The following is a 17,901-nucleotide window of genomic DNA, read 5'->3' as shown; positions in this document are numbered from 1 at the left end:
TGGATTATGGATGTCAATCTGAAGCAAGCCTCACACAGTTATTTGGACGATTCGGAAGTCAAGCGGTTAATCGCTCTTAGCCAGAGCGGTGACACGATTGCAAGAGATACGCTCGTGAGCTGTAATATCCGATTGGTCTGGTCCGTGGTGCAACGGTTTCTGAACAGGGGATACGAGCCGGAGGATTTGTTTCAAATCGGGTGTATCGGCTTGCTGAAGTCTGTGGACAAATTTGACCTTTCCTATGATGTGAAATTTTCCACCTATGCGGTGCCGATGATTATCGGTGAAATCCAGCGTTTTCTCCGGGATGACGGAACGCTGAAAGTAAGCCGTTCTTTGAAAGAGATGGCCAACAAGGTGCGCAAGACCAAGGATGAGCTGTCCAAGACATTAGGACGGCTGCCCACGGTGAAAGAAGTAGCTGAGGTGTTGGAAGTGACCCCGGAGGAGATTGTGTTTGCCCAAGAAGCGAACAAGCCGCCGACGTCCATTCATGAGACGGTGTTCGAGAACGACGGGGACCCGATTACGTTGATGGATCAGATTGCGGATGAGTCTCAGGATAAGTGGTTTGAGAAGCTGGCGTTGAACGAGGCCATTTCCTCCCTGTCCGATCGGGAGCGGCTGATTGTGTATCTCCGCTATTACCGGGACCAAACTCAGTCCGAGGTGGCTTCACGGCTTGGGATTTCGCAAGTCCAAGTTTCACGTTTGGAGAAGAAAATTCTGCAATGCATTAAGGACCAGATCGCTCAATGATCTGGTTTCTTTTTGTATATGGTAGAAAGTATATAAAATAGGGGTGATAATTAGGGTTTACACTTCTTTAGATGGGGTGTTCGTTTACTTTTTTGAACTGGAATGCTGGGTTATCCCGAACGCTCAGTGTCGTGATTAAAGAACTGGAATGCTTGGTTATCCCAAAGGCTCAGTGGTGTAATCGAAGAAGGCATGAAGTGATTTTTATTCTTGGGAAAATGAGGGATCATGGGTTTAGAGAACGAACTATGAAATTTTAAAAAATGTTTGTCCGTGAGTCAGGCAACCTGTACATGTAAGCACATCGGTTTGCGTGAAATGAGTTGTTTATAAGTAACAGCAGGAGTATAAATGAACAGCCGAAATAATTTCGATACCGCACGGTTTGGTTTCAGTGAATAATTAATGCGATAGGATACTTCATCCAGATAAGATTGTAAGTGCTTGTCACTTACTCCGTAATATCGCTCGTTTATTCTAACAGGAACAGAATCACAAATGATATTTAAGGTGTCGCATGCGTTATATTTTTTGGAACCGTAATGAATAAAAGGAACTCGGACTGAACTACTCACATGAGTCTCAATGAAGTTTGAGTAATCCCAATAGCTAAGTTCTTTGTTCGGATGAAGTTTCGGTATAAAAACATGCTTAAGCTTGACATAGGAAACCTCACCATAGAAGTTAAGAGAAGCTCCCCCAACAAATGGCTGCTGGTTCCGGATCGTCTTAAAACCTTTAATATGGAAATTGCACGGATTGTATTCAGCAGAGATGACTTCGACAAGACCTGTGAGCAGCTGCTGCGCATCTCCTTGCTGAATGGCATGGCGAAGTTTGTGTAGGATTAACCAGGCCGTCTTATACGTGACTTGAATGATGGTTGATAGTTCCACCGCGTTAATTGAACCTGAAGGGTTAGCGATGAGAAATAAAGCCTGAAACCATTTATGAAGTAGAGTACGGCTACCTTGCATAATCGTCCCCACGAGAAGAGAAGCTTGATACTTGCAGTTGCGGCATTCATACAGAGGCAGCCGACGTGTAGTGATAACATGGGCAGTAACGCAAGCGCACCGCGGACAGCGGTAACCGTTGGGCCACTTGGTTGAGATCAGGATGGGCAGACATGAAGCCTCATCATGATACTTGCGCTTAAATTGATCGAAAGTTACTACATGAGTAGACACAATCCTCAACCCCTTCTGCCAATAAGAGAACAAATGTTCTGAATATGTAATATAATACCAAACCAATATTGTTATTACAAGTATTTTTTCAAGTGTTTATTAAAGTATTTTTTTGAATTGCACTGATATTATGTAAACCTGATTCTTCGGGATAACCCAGCATCGGCGCTGAAACGCAAATAATACTTGGCAGTTGACCAATCAACATAATCCAGCTTCGCGCGCGAACTCTTTAGTTTCCAACATAGGCAAGAACACGGTCCCCCATCCGGAGCGTCTCTATAGAGTTTTTTTTATTCCTTTTTTGGCATACTAAGGGAAATCTTTGGCCGAAGGAGCGGATCGTTGATGCAAGCCACACTCCCTCCAACGTTATACCTGCGACTGCGCAGGCGAATCCGGATGCTCAAGGGCAAACCTATTCGTCTTGGTGACATAGCGCAACTGTTGGTCGATCCGGAACTGGAAGAGTTAATCTGCAATATTATCCTGTGCACGCCATCCGACAAAGAAGGCAACCTCGTCCTCATCGATATGCTGCTCGTCGTAAGCAAGGTAAAAGCGATTCAACCCCGTATGCAGATCGAATATTACGGTGAACCTCATGTCCTCGTGGAGCTGTATACGAAACAAAAGCCTCCGAATTTGTTCTTATTTGCTTTAGTGTGGGTGCTGCTGTTCTTTGGTTCCGCCTTGGCGATTATGAACTTCCATGCGGACGTGTCCATGATGGAGGTTCACCAGAGGATTGCGGAGTTGGTGACGGGCAAACGAGCAGAACACCCATATCTGCTGCAGATTCCGTATTCGCTGGGCATCGGTGTGGGCATGATTATTTTCTTTAACCATCTGTTCAAAAGAAAGCTCAATGAAGAACCCAATCCGTTGGAAGTGGAGATGTTCTCTTATCAAGAAAGTATTCACCAATTCGTGGTAACCGAGGAATACCGGAAGATGAATCCGCCGGAGGATTCGCCATGACGTTGGTTGAACTGGGAAGGTCCCTGTTTGTCATCCTCCTGGGATTGGCGGGGGGAATCGCGGTGGGAAGCGGCACAGTAGCCTTTCTTATCGTGCTCGATATTATTCCACGGCTGGCGCAGCTTACCCGTTCCTATCATCAATCGCAATGGATGGAAGCGGCCGTTATCAGCGGGTCGGTGTTGTGGAGTTTTGCGGATTTTTTTGACTGGAAACTGGGAGCCTCGCCTTTGCTGTTAACGGTCGTCGGATTGTTTACAGGGGTATTTGTCGGGCTCTTGGCGGCGGCATTGACGGAAGTGCTGAATGTGTTGCCGATTTTGGCGAAAAGGCTTCGAATGATGCACTATATGGTCTGGTTGTTGATGGCGATGGTTTTCGGCAAAATCTTCGGCTCGCTGTTTGACTGGCTCATCTATCACCAATGACAAAGCTGGTTGTTCGGCTATACAAAGAGTGCAAAAGATATGTGATTAAATCCATACCAATCTTAAGTATTCATCCCTATACTGAACAATGTAAGGTAGAAAATAATGCAAACGGATCATATATTGAATTTCGAATAGGAGTGGGACTTATGTTTTTACACGGAACCAGCACTATTAACGACAAAGGACACCTTGAAATCGGCGGCTGCGATGTTCAGCAGCTTGCTGAAACACACGGTACACCTCTTTATATTGTAGATGAGCAGTTGGTACGCCAAAGATGCCGCGAGTATGTGGAAGCGTTCCGTGCCTCGGGATTGCAATTCCAGGTCGCCTATGCGAGCAAAGCGTTCTGCGTGATGGCCATGTGCCGGATTGCGGAAGAGGAAGACATGTCGCTCGACGTCGTTTCCGACGGTGAACTGTTTACGGCTTTACAAGCCGGATTTCCCGCGGCCCGAATCCATTTTCACGGCAACAACAAGACGCCTGAGGAAATGGAGATGGCGATTGACGCGAAGATCGGTTGTTTTGTAGTTGATAATCTGATTGAACTACATATGCTGAATGCCATTGCCGCTGACAAGGGGGAAACGGTGAAAGTTCTTCTTCGGATTACCCCCGGCGTTGAGGCGCATACGCATGAGTATATCTCCACCGGTCAGACAGATTCGAAATTCGGTTTCGACTTGGGGAACGGATCGGCTTACACAGCTATTCAACAAGCTTCTTCCCTAAGCCACATTGAGCTGCTGGGCGTTCACTCTCATATCGGTTCACAGATCTTCGAAGTGGAAGGCTTCACAATGGCGGTAGAGAAAGTGTCCGCATTCGCTGTACAGATTCGTCAAGAGCTGAATGTCACTTTCAAAGTAATCAACCTCGGGGGCGGCTTCGGTATTCGTTACACGGAGGGTGATACACCTCTGTTAGTCGCTCAGTATGTTAAGGCGATTACAGACGGCATCAAATCGTACTTCGGAGAAGCAAGCTATCCGATTCCTGAAATTTGGGTAGAGCCGGGCCGCAGCATTGTAGGTGAAGCAGGTACGACGCTTTACACGGTTGGCACATCCAAGCACATCCCGGGTGTGCGTAAATATATCGCGGTGGACGGCGGCATGACCGACAACCCGAGATTCGCTCTATACGAATCCAAGTACGAAGCGATGTTGGCGAACCGCGCTAACGAGAAAGCTACGGAAACGGTAACTGTAGCGGGCAAATGCTGTGAGAGCGGAGATAAACTTATTATTGATTTGGAGTTGCCTGAGGCGAAGACCGGCGATTTGCTCGCTGTTTCTTGCACAGGGGCATATAACTACGCGATGGCGAGCAACTACAACCGGATCCGTAAGCCGGCGGTCGTGTTTGTTAAGGACGGAGCGTCGGATGTAGTCGTGAAACGGGAGTCTCTGGACAACATCGTAGGACTGGACGTTATTCCCGAACGGATGAAGAAACAAGCTGTTACATTATAATTTTATAATATGTGATTAGGAACGGCTAAGCTGAGGCTTAGCCGTTCTTTATTCATCATCGCCACGATAACTAAAGGCTGAGGAGATGAGGAAGTTGACTCTGGACGTAACAAAAGTAGAAACATGGCTTTCAAATTCAACTGGCTTACAACGATCTATAGTTCAGGTTACCCCGTTGCTTGGCGGTATATCTACAGCGATGTATCAATTGGACTTGTCTGAAGGAGCACCGATCGTTATCCGTCAGTTTACGAATAAGGCTTGGTTGGAAGAGGAGCCGGAACTGGCGAGACATGAAGCAGACAGCCTTAGAAGTGCCGCCAGAAGCAAGATTACGGCACCCGCAATCATTGCATATGACGGAGACGGCACCGCATGCGGCTTGCCGACAGTGGCTATGACGCATCTTTCAGGTAAGGTTGAGCTACATCCGCAGAATATGGAATCTTGGTTGCAGGGACTGGCTGACACGTTAGCGAAGCTGCACAGCAGCACGGAGGTTACGACGGATTGGACCTACTATCGCTATCGGAAGGGGACTGGGATTGAACCCGACTGGAGCTGGTCCTCCGTACCGGATATATGGACTCAGGCTCTAGCGAGGATTCAGTTGCCTCCACCGCCTACCCGAACAGGATTTATTCATAGGGATTATCACCCGAACAATGTGCTATGGCACAATGGACAAGTCACAGGGGTAGTTGATTGGGTCAATGCCTGCAACGGACCTCTGGCTGCCGACACCGGGCATTGCCGCATTAATCTGGCATTGTTATACGGCGTGAAAGAGGCGGATCGATTTCTACACTATTACAGGGAATTCATGGGAAAGGATGACCCCTATCACCCTTATTGGGATCTGGTCTCATTGGGTGATGGGGTAGAGGGACCTCCGCAGGTTTATAAGGGTTGGACGGACTTGGGATTGACGGGACTCAGCAATCAACTCATGGCGGAGAGGCTGGATCAGTATCTGGTCAGTGTCATAAAACGAATGCGGATTTGAGCCGCCAAGGTTTATATAGTATGATAGGTTTGGCAGTTCAATCGGAAATCCGCAGCGATTTCAAACTATGGAGGTACATATACTTATGAAGAAAAAAGGATCCATTAAATTAAAAAACGGCGGCGAAGTCGTTATCGAGTTTTATCCGGAAGAAGCGCCAAACACGGTGAATAACTTCGAAACGCTTGCCAACAGCGGTTTTTACAACGGTCTAACTTTTCACCGTGTGATCAAAGGATTCGTAGCTCAGGGCGGTTGCCCGAACGGTACAGGCGCCGGCGGCCCCGGATACACGATCAAATGTGAAGTGAAAACAAACACTAGCAAGCATGAGCGCGGTACGCTCTCCATGGCGCATGCGGGACGCGATACAGGCGGAAGCCAGTTCTTTATCTGCTACGAGCCTCAACCTCACTTGGACGGGAACCACACCGTTTTCGGTAAAGTAATCAGCGGCATGGAGCTTATTGATGCGGCTAAACAAGGCGACATCATGGAAGAAGTTAAAGTTTGGAACGAAGAAGAGTAAGACAAGCTCATGTGATTGTTGAAAGTCCCGGGACAGCATTCGCTGGATCCGGGCTTTTTCTTATGTGTTCCGAAGTTGCGGCTTCCCATCCCACACGAAAAACGGTATAATAAGTCCATTCTACAATTTCATATTCGCATTTCCTTCGGGGTCGGGTGAAATTCCCAACCGGCGGTGATGCTTGAAGCGGCTGAACTGCCGAGGCAAGCTAAGTCCGTGACCCGATATGCCGAGTGTTTCTGTTCGGTGTAGCGGTGGACTCGGTGTGAATCCGAGACCGACAGTACAGTCTGGATGGGAGAAGGAAAACGCAGACAAACGAACATCTAATGATGGATTGTGCTTTTTTTCACATCTGAACGGGGACACCTGTTTTTTGTGAGCATGAATTCGGATTCATCAGGTACCGTCATAAGTGTAAGAACCGTTGCAACCGTGATTCTACGACACCAAGTCATAATTTTTTAATTTGTGAACCGTGTCCTGAAAGTGATGTTGCGGAGGTCTTTCCATTTCGTCTTTGCGTTGTTTTCTCTTGTCATGAATAAACCTCTTCGGGATGAATGTCTCCAAGGGGTTTTTGTTTTGTCAGGAAGAAATGGCATGTCTTATTCACAGAGAGGAGCGGTAACAACATGGCGCATATGGATACTTTAAATGATGAATTCTATATGAAGCTGGCTGTGCAGATGGCGGCGTCCGCTCAAGGCCAAACGGGAGTCAATCCCGTAGTCGGCTGCGTCCTTGTTAAGGATGGCCGAGTAGTCGGGATGGGCGCCCATCTTCAGATGGGTACCGCGCACGCGGAAGTGCATGCTTTGGATATGGCCGGCGCGCTGGCCGAGGGGGCCACAGCGTATGTAACACTGGAGCCGTGCAGCCACCACGGCCGCACCCCGCCGTGTGCGGAGCGCCTGATCGCGGATCGTGTCAAGCGGGTCGTCATCGCCACAACGGATCCGAATCCGCTCGTTGCCGGACGCGGTGTGGAGCTGCTTAGAGCGCATGGCGTGCAAGTGGATGTAGGCGTTATGGAAGCGGAGGCGCGCGAGTTGAACGAAGCGTTCAACAAGTACATCGTGACGCGCATGCCGTTCGTCACGCTGAAGACCGCGTCCACGCTGGACGGCAAGATCGCCACGCGCACCGGGCAGAGCAAATGGATCAGCGGCGAAGCCAGCCGGGAGGCGGTTCACACGCTGCGTCATCGTCATCAGGCCATCATGGTCGGAGCGACCACGGTGGCCCTTGACGATCCGCAGCTGACGACCCGCCTGCCCGTTCCGGGGCTGCACCCGATCCGCGTCGTCGTCGACTCCACCCTTCGCATCCCGTTGGATGCGAGGGTGGTGACCGACGGCCTGGCGCCGACGATCGTGCTCACCACGGAACGGGCAGCCCCTGCGAAGGCCGCTGCCCTTGCCGCGCGGGGCGTCACCGTGCTTCGCTGCGGCGACGCCCCGCGGGTGGATCTCGCGCTCGCGATGCGAGCCTTAAGCGAGCGCGAGATCGGGTCTGTCCTCCTGGAAGGCGGAGGACAGTTGAACGGCGCGATGTTGTCAGCCCGGCTGGTCGACAAGATCGTCATGTTCATAGCCCCGAAGATCGTCGGCGGCGCTTCCGCGCCCGGCAGTTTCTCCTTCGAGGGCTATGATTCCATGGACGAGGCGGTCGTTCTGGACCGCGTCGCCATGAAACCGTACGGGGAGGATCTGTGTTTATCCGGATATCCCCGGTACGCTGAACGGGCATCCGTAACATCGAAGGAGGTGGAGTGATTGTTTACAGGCTTGGTTGAAGAGATGGGGCATTTGAAAGGCATCTCCCGCAAAGGAGAGGCGATGGTAATCTCAATTGGCGCAAACAAAGTATTGGAAAAAGTTGCGCTGGGCGACAGTATCGCGGTTAACGGGGTTTGTCTGACCGTCACCTCCTTCCGTTCCAACGAATTTAGCGTGGACGTCATGCCGGAAACCTTCAAGCATACGAACCTAAGCTTACTGGCTTCAGGCAGCAAGGTGAATCTGGAGAGGGCGATGAAAGCGGACGGGCGCTTCGGCGGTCATATTGTGCAAGGTCATGTGGATACGTACGGCACCATAACCGAAAGAATCCATAACGCGAATGCCGTTGTGTTTACAATTCGCCCAGAGGATTCGGACGTTTTCAAATACATTATTCCAAGGGGAAGCATCACGGTGGACGGTATTTCCCTCACAGTTACAACGGCCAATCAAGATACTTTCGCGGTTTCGATTATTCCTCATACGTTAGCGGAAACCGTGCTTCAGGATAAACGGCCGGGGGAAACGGTCAATATCGAATGTGATTTGTTAGGCAAATATGTTGAGCATTTATTACACTTTGGCCGTGCCAAAAACATGCCGGTTGACCGTAAAGCTAAAGCTCAAAGCAACCTGACTACAGCTTTTCTGGCTGATAACGGGTTCCTATGATTTCAAGGAAAGAGGAGGGAACAGAACATGTCTATCGAAATTAAGCTAGATCACATTGAGGATGCGCTTGCCGATTTGAAGTTGGGAAAGACCGTAATCGTTGTGGATGATGAAGACCGCGAGAATGAAGGCGACTTTATCGCACTGGCCGATAAAGCGACGCCTGAGGTCATTAATTTCATGATTACGGAAGGCAGGGGCTTAGTGTGTGTTCCTATTGAAGAGGAGCGGGCCAGAGCGTTGGAATTACCTCCCATGGTCGCGCGAAACACGGACTATCACGGTACAGCTTTTACCGTTTCTGTAGATCATATGGACACGACAACGGGTATTTCCGCACACGAACGTTCCCGAACGATTCAAGCGTTAATTGATTTGGAGACGAAGGCTATGGATTTCCGCAGACCCGGCCACATCTTTCCTTTGGTCGCTAAGAAAGGCGGTGTTCTGCGCAGGGCGGGACATACGGAAGCTGCCGTAGATTTAGCTAAACTTTGCGGTTCCTATCCCGCGGGAGTTATCTGCGAAGTCATAAAGGAAGATGGTACAATGGCTCGGCTCCCGGATCTTCAACAGATTGCGCTTAAGCATAACTTAAAGCTGATTTCTATTGAAGATCTCATACGTTACCGAAATCAACAAGAGAACTTGGTTCAGCGTGAAGTGGAAGTGAAGATGCCGACGGAGTTTGGCGTGTTCAAGGCGGTAGCATACACCAACGATGTGGACAATAAGGAGCATGTTGCCCTTGTGAAAGGCGAGATCGATTCTTCACAACCGACATTGGTCAGGGTGCATTCCGAATGCCTGACAGGGGATGTATTTCACTCCCATCGTTGTGATTGCGGACCCCAATTGGAAGCGGCGTTGAGACAAATCGATAGTGAAGGCTCAGGCGTCCTGCTTTATATGCGTCAAGAGGGAAGAGGAATAGGCTTGATTAATAAACTGAAAGCCTATAAGCTTCAGGAAGAAGGCTTGGACACGGTAGAAGCGAATCAGAAGCTGGGCTTCGCGCCGGATTTAAGGGATTATGGAATCGGAGCGCAAATCCTCAAGGATTTGGGCGTAAGCCAGATTAAATTGTTGACGAATAATCCGAAGAAAATTCGCGGGCTGGAAGGCTACGGACTTGAAGTGGTGGAACGCGTGCCAATCCAGATGATTGCGAATGAAAGCAACACAGGCTATTTGCACACCAAGAAATCGAAGCTTGGCCATTTATTAAACTTTGACGCAAAGGATGAGGACAATGAATAAAGTTTATGAGGGACATTTAATTTCAGAAGGTTTACGTTACGGGATCGTCGTAGGACGGTTTAACGAGTTCATTACAGGCAAATTGCTTTCCGGAGCTATAGATGCCTTTAAACGTCACGGAGCCAAAGATGAGGAAGTTGAAATCGCGTGGGTACCGGGCGCATTTGAAATCCCCTTCATTGCTCAGAAAATGGCTGAGAGCGGTAAGTATGATGCCGTTATTACGTTGGGCGCCGTAATTCGGGGGTCCACACCTCATTTTGACTACGTATGTAATGAAGTGGCTAAAGGCGTATCTGCAATCTCGTTGAAAACCGGCGTACCTACCATTTTCGGTGTGTTGACTACAGATTCCATCGAGCAAGCTATCGAGCGAGCAGGCACCAAAGCCGGTAACAAAGGTTGGGAAGCCGCCGCGACAGCTATTGAAATGGCCAATTTGACAAAGTCCTTTCAATAATTCCAACTTATCCAGCACGGGCGAAAGGAGGAAACAGGATGTCAATGCTCTATAAATTGCAATCGTTTGAAGGTCCGCTGGATTTGCTGTTGCATCTGATCGATAAATCCGAAATTGATATATACAACATACCTATCGCCGAAATCACGGAACAATATTTAAGCTATCTGCATTCCATGCAGGAGCTGGAACTGGATGTAACAAGCGAATTTCTCGTCATGGCCGCAACGTTGTTGTCAATTAAGAGTAAATTGCTGCTTCCGAAACCGCCTGTTATGGATTATGAAATGGATGAGTACTTCGACGATGACTACGATCCTCGTGCTGAGCTTGTTCAGAAGCTGGTAGAATATCGTAAATATAAGGGTATAGCAGAGCATTTGCGAGAAAAGGAATTGGAGCGCAGCTTGATTTATTCCCGGGAACCGGAGGATCTCTCTCCCTTTATTCCCGACATTAAAGAGAACCCGGTTAAGGGGCTTCATGTTACGGATCTCATGATTGCCTTTCAGCGCGCGTTGAAGAAAGCTGCGGCGCAGCATTCCGTTGCCCGAATCCGAAGAGATGAAATATCGGTGAAAGACCGGATGAAGGATGTTGTTAATTGGCTGCGCGAGCGTGGGGGAAAGCTGTTGTTTTCGAAGCTGTTCGCAAGAGAGATGGGACGCGAAGAAATTGTTGTTACCTTTCTGGCTCTGCTTGAGCTTATGAAGATGAAGCAAATTTCTTGTTATCAGAACAAATTATTCGACGACATCGTGATCCATTCGAAAGCGAATCGTGAAGAAACGGAGGACCTGGATGGAATCGATGAATTATCAACAGCTGAAATCGATTATTGAGGGGCTGTTGTTCGTCTCCGGTGACGAAGGTATCGATGCCAAGCAGATTGCTGAAGTAACGGAGCAAGACATTAACGTAATAACAGATATTGTGCAAGATATGAAAACGGACTTTGCTAAAGAGCAGAGGGGAATGCAGATCATTGAAATTGCGGGAGCGTTTCAACTGACCACCTTACCGGCGCATGCTCCTTATTTCGAGCGGTTGGCTTTTCAACCGCAACGGGGCACATTATCGCAAGCCTCCTTGGAAACGTTAGCTATTGTTGCCTACAAACAACCGATTACCCGAGTTGAAATTGAAGAGATTCGCGGAGTGAAATCGGATCGTGCGCTACAGACGCTGAATGCTAAGGACCTGATCCACGAGGTAGGGCGCGCCGAAGCCGTAGGTCGGCCCATTTTGTACGGAACGACCAAGTCTTTCCTGGATTACTTTGGATTGCCCAGTCTTTCAGAGTTGCCGGAAACAGCCGCTTTTGACAATGATCATGATCTGGAAGAAGAAACCCGCATGCTGTTTGACCGCTTGGATACACGGCAGTTGACGATTGATGATGTGGATAAATAAATAAAGCATAACCCGCCCGAATCTGTGCAACTTTCGTATTGAGAGTTTCCAGATTCGGGCTTTTGGTGTTTTTTTGTTAAATAAACCAGTTCGGGAAATACTGACAGTATGTGAGCCAGAAGAAAGTCAGGAAGGGGAAAGCTGATGACGCTGCTAATTATTCTCTCTATTGTTGCATTATTGTTTGTGATTGTTCTTATGAGCTCCGTTCATATTCACCTGAGGGTCTCCCGAATCCTGAATGATGACCGGATTGTCGCGGATGCCAGAGCGTTGTTCGGGCTGATTACATATCGTTATGAAGTGAAGAATATGGATTTTAAAGGTTTTAAGAAAGGCATTCAAGTTAAACAGGAACAACAAAATCCTTTGAAGAAAGGAAAAGAAAGCGGCGGTAAAGTCGATAAAGATTTGGTGAAGAAATACTATGATAAATTCAAGATTATGTTACAGCATATAACGGATTTATTTGGGTTGGGCCGCAAAATATTAGCGAGAGTTCGTGTAACGGAGTTTCGTTGGAGAACTACAGTAGGATTGGGCGATGCAGTAGAGACCGCGATGACAACAGGGCTGGTGTGGGCCTTAAAAGGGACGTTAAGCGGTTTTGCCTTAAAATATGTAAGGTTGATCAAACGTCCTGAACTATCCGTTTGGCCGGTGTATAACAAACCTCATTTCACATCGGAGTTGGAATGCAGAGCCCAGGTGCGAATAGGAGTGATGATGTATTACGGTGTCATTCTGTTGACTCGAATTACGAAAGAACGAAAAGCTAAACAGGGTCAACCCGGTTGGGAAGACCGCGTTTCAGAAGCTTAGTTGCTCAACGTGTATGAGGCACCGCTAAAGACAACCGGACCGGCAACGGCAGAGGTATTGGGATTGATGGATGAATAAACCTGCACAGTATACGTGTGAAAACCCGGGACCAAATTAAAGTCAACTGTTGAAAAGGATACAAGCTGAAGGCCGGAAGCCAAAGGCGAGTCCGCAGCCATCAATTGATGAAACCCGCTCCATATGACCAAACCATCCCTTAGGAACTGAAAGAAGAATGCTGTTTTCACAACCGCTGACAGTTGATTAAACTGCGCATTGAAGTTCAATTCCACGCGATTAGAGCTGCCGGGTCCCACGCTGATGCCAAGATCAGCCAAGACTAACGGACCCGTGGGGATGTTGGCGGGAATGGGAATTCCCCCGGGCAATACGCCGAAACCTGTAAATGTGCTGGGTACACTTGCAACATAATCATATAAAGTAGCCTGCATGTCTTCACACCTCATTGAATTGTAAATTGGAATGGAACAGTATATGCAGAGGTAGTACAACTTGGCATGGACAAGTGCAATTTCTGTTGTTATATTTCGTGCCGGATGGCATAGGTCATACCTTGTTGGCTCATACTATAAGTACTTGCCATGCTTCACAAACCCATTCCAAGGAGGATTACATGACATGACAGAACATCCGATACAAGGCTTGATGCAAACCGCAATGGAAAATATTAAAGATATGGTGGACGTAAATACAATTGTCGGGGATCCGGTTGAAACGGTGGACGGAACTGTGATTTTGCCTATTAGTAAAGTGGGCTTTGGTTTCGCTGCCGGCGGTAGTGAATTTGCTGCGGAAGAAGGTCACGGTCATGGTCTGCATGATCATGCCAAGGTAGCTATGCCGTTCGGCGGCGGCAGCGGCGGCGGGATATCCATTACCCCGATTGCTTTCCTGGTTGTAGGGCCAACCGGCATTAAAGTCGTATCGTTGGATAACCAGACGCACATCCTGGAACGGCTTATTGATTCGGCTCCAAGTGTAGTGGAGAAGATTCAAGGGATGATGAAGGGAAATACCGGTAACAACTCGGATACGACTGACGAAGGAAACACAACAAACATTATTGTTTAAAGTTCTTTTTTTGAAATGGTATTGCAACTATGCTCCCAAGGTAACCCTTGGGAGCATTTTTGTCGTTGGGCAGGGGGTTATATCCTGACTTGTCCGGCATATATATGTACAAGTATGTTGATGCGCCGGTAAGCTCAGAGCTCGGCTAATAGGGAGGATCTCATGAAGAAGTTGCATCCGTTACGCAGGGTGATGCTGTTAACAGTGTTATCCGCTTCAGTGATACCCGGGTCTGTATCGGCTGTGGAACCCGAGGCGCCTGCCGGGTATAAGGCTGATACGATGACTATCGCAAATCAGAGAAGTGTAGGGGTCAGTGCTCAGGGATACGCTCTGATTGACGTTACTTCCGGCCGGATTCTGTCCGGTCGCAAAGGGGACGAGCGTATGCGCATCGCTTCTTTAACTAAGGTCATGACAGCCATCGTAGCGATTGAGCACGGAAAGCTTTCAGATTTAGTTAAAGTAAGTCGTAACGCCTATGCCAAGGAAGGCTCTTCATTATATTTAAAGCTTGGCGAAGAAATGAGCCTGGAGAATCTTTTATATGGCTTAATGCTGCGATCGGGTAACGATGCGGCAGTAGCCATAGCCGAACATGTTGGTCAGTCGCTGGAAGGCTTCGTCTACATGATGAATGCTAAGGCAGAAGAAATTGGTATGAGTAATACCCATTTTGACAATCCGCACGGTTTAGATACGGACACCCATTTCTCATCAGCGAATGATATGGCCAAGCTGACGGCTTATGCTTTGCACAATCCTGTATTCCGCCAAATTTCGGGTACGAAGCTGCGCAAGGCGCCCAATCCCAATGAAAGCTGGGACTATGTCTGGCGCAACAAGAATAAGATGCTTTTCCTGTATGAAGGGGCAGACGGAGGAAAAACGGGCTATACCAAATTGTCTGGCAGAACGCTTATATCCTCAGCGACAAGAGGTACCCAGCAACTGGCGGTCGTTACGCTGAATGCGCCAAGCGACTGGTCTGATCACAGACAATTGTTTGATTACGGCTTCGCAAAGTATCCGCTGAGAGAAATTGCTAAAGCTGGCGATCCTGTTGAGAATACCGCATTTGTAACCGGACGGGACTTTCTTTATCCTCTCGGGGATGAGGAGGTTTCAGGCTTGACAAAATCTGTTGAATTCGTCCCTCCGGAAACCCCGGACTATATCCTTGGATATCGGGGCAAAATCACAATCCAGCTTAAGGGACAATCGATTGGCACCATTCCAGTTGTTGAAAAGAACAGTCCGCTTTCGGATGTAGGAGCATTTGCCCACGAGGCTTCTCCTGGTGCGGTTCCCTTTACCAAACATGTTATGGATGTGCTGCGTGTCGTTTTTACGGGGAACACCCAAGATTGAAGGTGATGGGAGGGTTTTATCATCATGGTGAATTTTATATGGCTATTCTTCATCTTGGTTGGATTCATTGTGGCAGCGATCAACGGCCGTATCGAAGTTGTGACCGAGGCGGCGTTTGAAGGAGCTAAGACAGGGGTGACAGTCTGCTTCGGTTTAATATCCATTTTGGTGTTTTGGCTTGGGATGATGCGGATCGCGGAAGATGCGGGTTTGCTTTCCAAAATGGCGAAGCTGCTTCAGCCCTTGGTGAGATTTCTCTTTCCGGGTATCCCGCGCAATCATCCTGCCATTGGCTACATTATGTCGAACATGAGCGCTAATATTCTGGGTCTTGGCAATGCCGCGACACCTATGGGAATCAAGGCGATGCAGGAATTGCAGAAGTTGAATCCGAACAAGGAACATGCTTCTCCGGAAATGTGTACCCTGTTAGCGCTGAACACCTCCAGTCTTACGCTGGTACCTACAACACTGATTGCTATCCGCATGAACTTCAACTCTCTGACACCCACTGATATTGTAGGCACAACGTTAATTGCCACCTTCATCTCGACCGCTGCCGCCATCATGGTGGATCGCTGGTATCGGAAACGGCAACCACCGATTCACTACACGAAAGGGTGAAGGATGAATGTATTCCCTCGTCAGTCTAATATCGGCATGGACGATACCTATTTTGTTGGTTTTCATTCCGCTATATGCGGTGTTCCGCAAAGTGCCGGTTTACGAGTCTTTCACAGACGGAGCTAAAGACGGATTTGATACAGCTGTAAAGATTATTCCTCATCTGGTAGGTATGATGGTGGCCATCAGTATTTTTCGGGCGTCAGGGGCCATGGATTTCTTTATTGGCATGCTTAAACCCCTGCTGGATTATCTTGGCGTTCCGAGCGAAGTATTTCCCCTGGCGATTCTTCGCCCCATTACAGGAGCGGGTTCTCTCGCCTTCACAACCGACCTAATTAAGGAACACGGGCCTGACTCCATGATTGGTCGGATTGCTTCCACCATTCAGGGAAGCACAGATACAACCTTGTATGTGCTTACTGTCTATTTCGGGGCGGTGGGGATCCGTAAAGCTGGATATGCGTTAAAGGTGGGCTTGATTTCGGATTTGGTCGGTTTCGTGGCCGCTATTGCGGTATGTGTACTTGTATTCGGCTAGGATAAAGACGGATAATCTCATTTTCTCTCAACGCCGCTTGCCCGGGGCGTTTTTTTGCCTTGGGACGAACTTGTGATTTCCATTCAGGATGGTTATCATTAGGGTTGAGGTGAAAGATAGAATATGGAAAGACTACAGAAAGTTTTAGCGCAAGCGGGCATAGCATCCCGAAGAAAATGCGAAGAGATTATCCTTGCGGGACGTGTCACGGTTAATGGTGAAGTTGTAAACCAATTAGGTGCCAAAGCCGACCCGAGTACGGATGAGATTAAAGTGGACGGAAAGTCCATCACGTCTGAGAAGAAGATTTATATTATCTTCAATAAGCCCAAGGGGGTTATCACCAGCGCTTCGGACCCGGAAGGTCGCAAAGTTATTAAGGATTATCTGAAAGGCATTCAGGAGCGGGTTTACCCGGTCGGAAGGCTGGATTACGATACCGAAGGATTGCTGATCATGACAAACGACGGCGAATTTGCCAATTTGCTGACGCATCCCAAGCACCATGTGCCGAAAACCTATCGCGCCACAGTTAGAGGAATCCCGCACGGGGACAAGCTTGAGAAGCTGCGCGTAGGTATCAAGCTCGAGGACGGTATGACGGCGCCGGCGGAACTGGAGTACCACGATATTGATGAGGAGCGCAAACAGGCGACAATCTCGATTACGATCTATGAAGGACGTAACCGCCAGGTTCGCAGAATGTTTGATGCGATCCACCATCCGGTGGAAAAGCTGAAGCGGGTTCAGTTCGGGCCGATTCTGCTGTCCAACCTGAAGCGCGGGACTTACCGCCACTTGACTCCGGGGGAAGTTCAGGAGCTGATGGACAGCGCTTTAAAGACACATAAAATTCAAAATAAGCCGTAGTGTCACGGGTTTGTTTCGCTATAATTAAGATAGTGACTAGCATACAAACTTAAGAGAACTACAGGTGATGAATATGGGTAAGAACAAACGATGGGTTCAATTGGTTATCTTAACCGCGGTCGTTCTGATCGGGGGTTATACCATTGGAAGCGCTCTGTTTACTGACCGTACGAAGGTGCTTAAAGTCGGTGACAAAGCACCTTCATTTTCTTTGCAGGGAATGGACGGTCAGGAGCGCAGTCTGTCAGACTATAAAGGCAAGTATGTCATACTTAACTTCTGGGGTACGTTCTGCCCTCCGTGTGTTGAGGAGATGCCGGCCATCCAAAGACAGCATGCCAAATGGTCTAAGGATTATCCGCTGGAGGTATTAGGTGTGAACCTAAGTGAAGACGCCTATACCGTGCAATCTTTCATCAAACGCAACAAGCTGGTTTTCCCGATTGTATTGGATGCTAACCGGGCTACGGAGAAGAAATATGCTTTGCAGAACTATCCCACTACATTCTTTATTGATCCCGACGGACGAATTGTTGAGATTTATGTTGGGGGCATCACAGAGCCGAAGCTGCAAGCCAAGATTGAACATATGTTGAAAATTAGCTCTTAACGGGC

21 protein-coding genes and 1 riboswitch are annotated in these 17,901 nt (G+C 48.4%); of the genes, 19 read left to right on the top strand and 2 right to left on the bottom strand.

The window, feature by feature from the left end; genetic code table 11:
* Positions 1–6 precede the first annotated feature (6 nt).
* Complete coding sequence (gene sigF / locus SY83_RS18875; protein ID WP_068609332.1) at positions 7–762, top strand: RNA polymerase sporulation sigma factor SigF; 756 nt, start codon at positions 7–9, stop codon at positions 760–762.
* Positions 763–1,040: 278 nt separating this feature from the next.
* Here the strand turns inward: sigF and SY83_RS18870 are convergent, their stop codons facing one another.
* Positions 1,041–1,952 (bottom strand): transposase, encoded by a 912-nt coding sequence (locus SY83_RS18870; RefSeq protein ID WP_197479893.1) that lies wholly within the window; start codon positions 1,950–1,952, stop codon positions 1,041–1,043.
* A gap of 348 nt (positions 1,953–2,300) precedes the next feature.
* Here SY83_RS18870 and SY83_RS18865 point away from each other — a divergent pair, with 348 nt between their 5' ends.
* The 12 genes from SY83_RS18865 (at position 2,301) to SY83_RS18810 (ending at position 12,788) form a co-directional block, all read left to right on the top strand.
* Positions 2,301–2,933: a stage V sporulation protein AA gene (locus SY83_RS18865; protein WP_068609329.1), complete on the top strand. Its 633-nt coding sequence runs from the start codon at positions 2,301–2,303 to the stop codon at positions 2,931–2,933.
* Complete coding sequence (locus SY83_RS18860) at positions 2,930–3,361, top strand: stage V sporulation protein AB (RefSeq protein ID WP_068609327.1); 432 nt, start codon at positions 2,930–2,932, stop codon at positions 3,359–3,361. Before SY83_RS18865 ends, SY83_RS18860 begins: the two co-directional genes overlap by 4 nt.
* Before the next feature lie 149 nt (positions 3,362–3,510).
* Entirely contained in the window at positions 3,511–4,842 is a 1,332-nt protein-coding gene (gene lysA / locus SY83_RS18855; protein WP_068609325.1) for a diaminopimelate decarboxylase, read from the top strand.
* A gap of 94 nt (positions 4,843–4,936) precedes the next feature.
* Positions 4,937–5,848: a phosphotransferase family protein gene (locus SY83_RS18850; protein WP_197479892.1), complete on the top strand. Its 912-nt coding sequence runs from the start codon at positions 4,937–4,939 to the stop codon at positions 5,846–5,848.
* Positions 5,849–5,933: 85 nt separating this feature from the next.
* A complete protein-coding gene (locus SY83_RS18845) occupies positions 5,934–6,377 on the top strand; it encodes a peptidylprolyl isomerase (RefSeq protein ID WP_068609322.1) in 444 nt (147 codons plus the stop codon).
* Positions 6,378–6,514: 137 nt separating this feature from the next.
* Positions 6,515–6,687, top strand: a riboswitch (FMN riboswitch).
* 334 nt (positions 6,688–7,021) lie between these two features.
* A complete protein-coding gene (gene ribD, locus SY83_RS18840; protein WP_068611206.1) occupies positions 7,022–8,155 on the top strand; it encodes a bifunctional diaminohydroxyphosphoribosylaminopyrimidine deaminase/5-amino-6-(5-phosphoribosylamino)uracil reductase RibD in 1,134 nt (377 codons plus the stop codon).
* Positions 8,156–8,833 carry a riboflavin synthase gene (gene ribE, locus SY83_RS18835; RefSeq protein ID WP_068609320.1) on the top strand — a complete coding sequence of 226 codons (678 nt, stop codon included), beginning with the start codon at positions 8,156–8,158 and terminating at the stop codon, positions 8,831–8,833.
* Positions 8,834–8,860: 27 nt separating this feature from the next.
* On the top strand, positions 8,861–10,093 hold the full coding sequence (locus SY83_RS18830) for a bifunctional 3,4-dihydroxy-2-butanone-4-phosphate synthase/GTP cyclohydrolase II (RefSeq protein WP_068609318.1): 1,233 nt from the start codon (positions 8,861–8,863) through the stop codon (positions 10,091–10,093).
* Positions 10,086–10,553, top strand: a complete 468-nt coding sequence (gene ribH / locus SY83_RS18825; RefSeq protein ID WP_068609316.1) for a 6,7-dimethyl-8-ribityllumazine synthase — start codon at positions 10,086–10,088, stop codon at positions 10,551–10,553. The genes SY83_RS18830 and ribH overlap by 8 nt, the downstream gene beginning before the upstream one ends.
* Before the next feature lie 38 nt (positions 10,554–10,591).
* Positions 10,592–11,395, top strand: coding sequence for a segregation/condensation protein A (locus tag SY83_RS18820; RefSeq protein WP_068609314.1), 804 nt, complete (start codon positions 10,592–10,594; stop codon positions 11,393–11,395).
* Positions 11,364–11,966: an SMC-Scp complex subunit ScpB gene (scpB, locus tag SY83_RS18815; RefSeq protein ID WP_068611205.1), complete on the top strand. Its 603-nt coding sequence runs from the start codon at positions 11,364–11,366 to the stop codon at positions 11,964–11,966. The genes SY83_RS18820 and scpB overlap by 32 nt, the downstream gene beginning before the upstream one ends.
* A 144-nt stretch (positions 11,967–12,110) precedes the next feature.
* Positions 12,111–12,788 (top strand): DUF2953 domain-containing protein, encoded by a 678-nt coding sequence (locus SY83_RS18810; protein WP_068609312.1) that lies wholly within the window; start codon positions 12,111–12,113, stop codon positions 12,786–12,788.
* On the opposite strand, the gene SY83_RS18805 is transcribed toward SY83_RS18810, so the two are convergent.
* Positions 12,785–13,240, bottom strand: a complete 456-nt coding sequence (locus SY83_RS18805) for a hypothetical protein (protein WP_068609310.1) — start codon at positions 13,238–13,240, stop codon at positions 12,785–12,787. The genes SY83_RS18810 and SY83_RS18805 overlap by 4 nt on opposite strands.
* Positions 13,241–13,427: 187 nt before the next feature.
* Here SY83_RS18805 and ytfJ point away from each other — a divergent pair, with 187 nt between their 5' ends.
* From ytfJ to SY83_RS18775, 6 genes are all read left to right on the top strand, one after another.
* Positions 13,428–13,880: a GerW family sporulation protein gene (gene ytfJ / locus SY83_RS18800; protein ID WP_068609309.1), complete on the top strand. Its 453-nt coding sequence runs from the start codon at positions 13,428–13,430 to the stop codon at positions 13,878–13,880.
* Positions 13,881–14,042: 162 nt separating this feature from the next.
* On the top strand, positions 14,043–15,251 hold the full coding sequence (locus tag SY83_RS18795; protein WP_082882616.1) for a D-alanyl-D-alanine carboxypeptidase family protein: 1,209 nt from the start codon (positions 14,043–14,045) through the stop codon (positions 15,249–15,251).
* Positions 15,252–15,275: 24 nt separating this feature from the next.
* Positions 15,276–15,875 (top strand): nucleoside recognition domain-containing protein, encoded by a 600-nt coding sequence (locus tag SY83_RS18790; protein WP_068609307.1) that lies wholly within the window; start codon positions 15,276–15,278, stop codon positions 15,873–15,875.
* Positions 15,876–15,882: 7 nt separating this feature from the next.
* Positions 15,883–16,416: a spore maturation protein gene (locus SY83_RS18785; RefSeq protein ID WP_068609304.1), complete on the top strand. Its 534-nt coding sequence runs from the start codon at positions 15,883–15,885 to the stop codon at positions 16,414–16,416.
* Between the two features lie 123 nt (positions 16,417–16,539).
* The gene (locus SY83_RS18780; RefSeq protein WP_068609303.1) at positions 16,540–17,286 is read left to right on the top strand and encodes a pseudouridine synthase; all 747 of its coding nucleotides are present in this window, start codon (positions 16,540–16,542) and stop codon (positions 17,284–17,286) included.
* A 73-nt stretch (positions 17,287–17,359) separates the two neighbouring features.
* Positions 17,360–17,896, top strand: coding sequence for a redoxin domain-containing protein (locus SY83_RS18775; RefSeq protein WP_068611203.1), 537 nt, complete (start codon positions 17,360–17,362; stop codon positions 17,894–17,896).
* Positions 17,897–17,901: the final 5 nt, after the last annotated feature.

It is taken from the genome of Paenibacillus swuensis (assembly GCF_001644605.1).
GTDB lineage: Bacteria > Bacillota > Bacilli > Paenibacillales > DY6 > Paenibacillus_N > Paenibacillus_N swuensis.
This window is presented reverse-complemented; position numbering and strand designations above follow the sequence as displayed.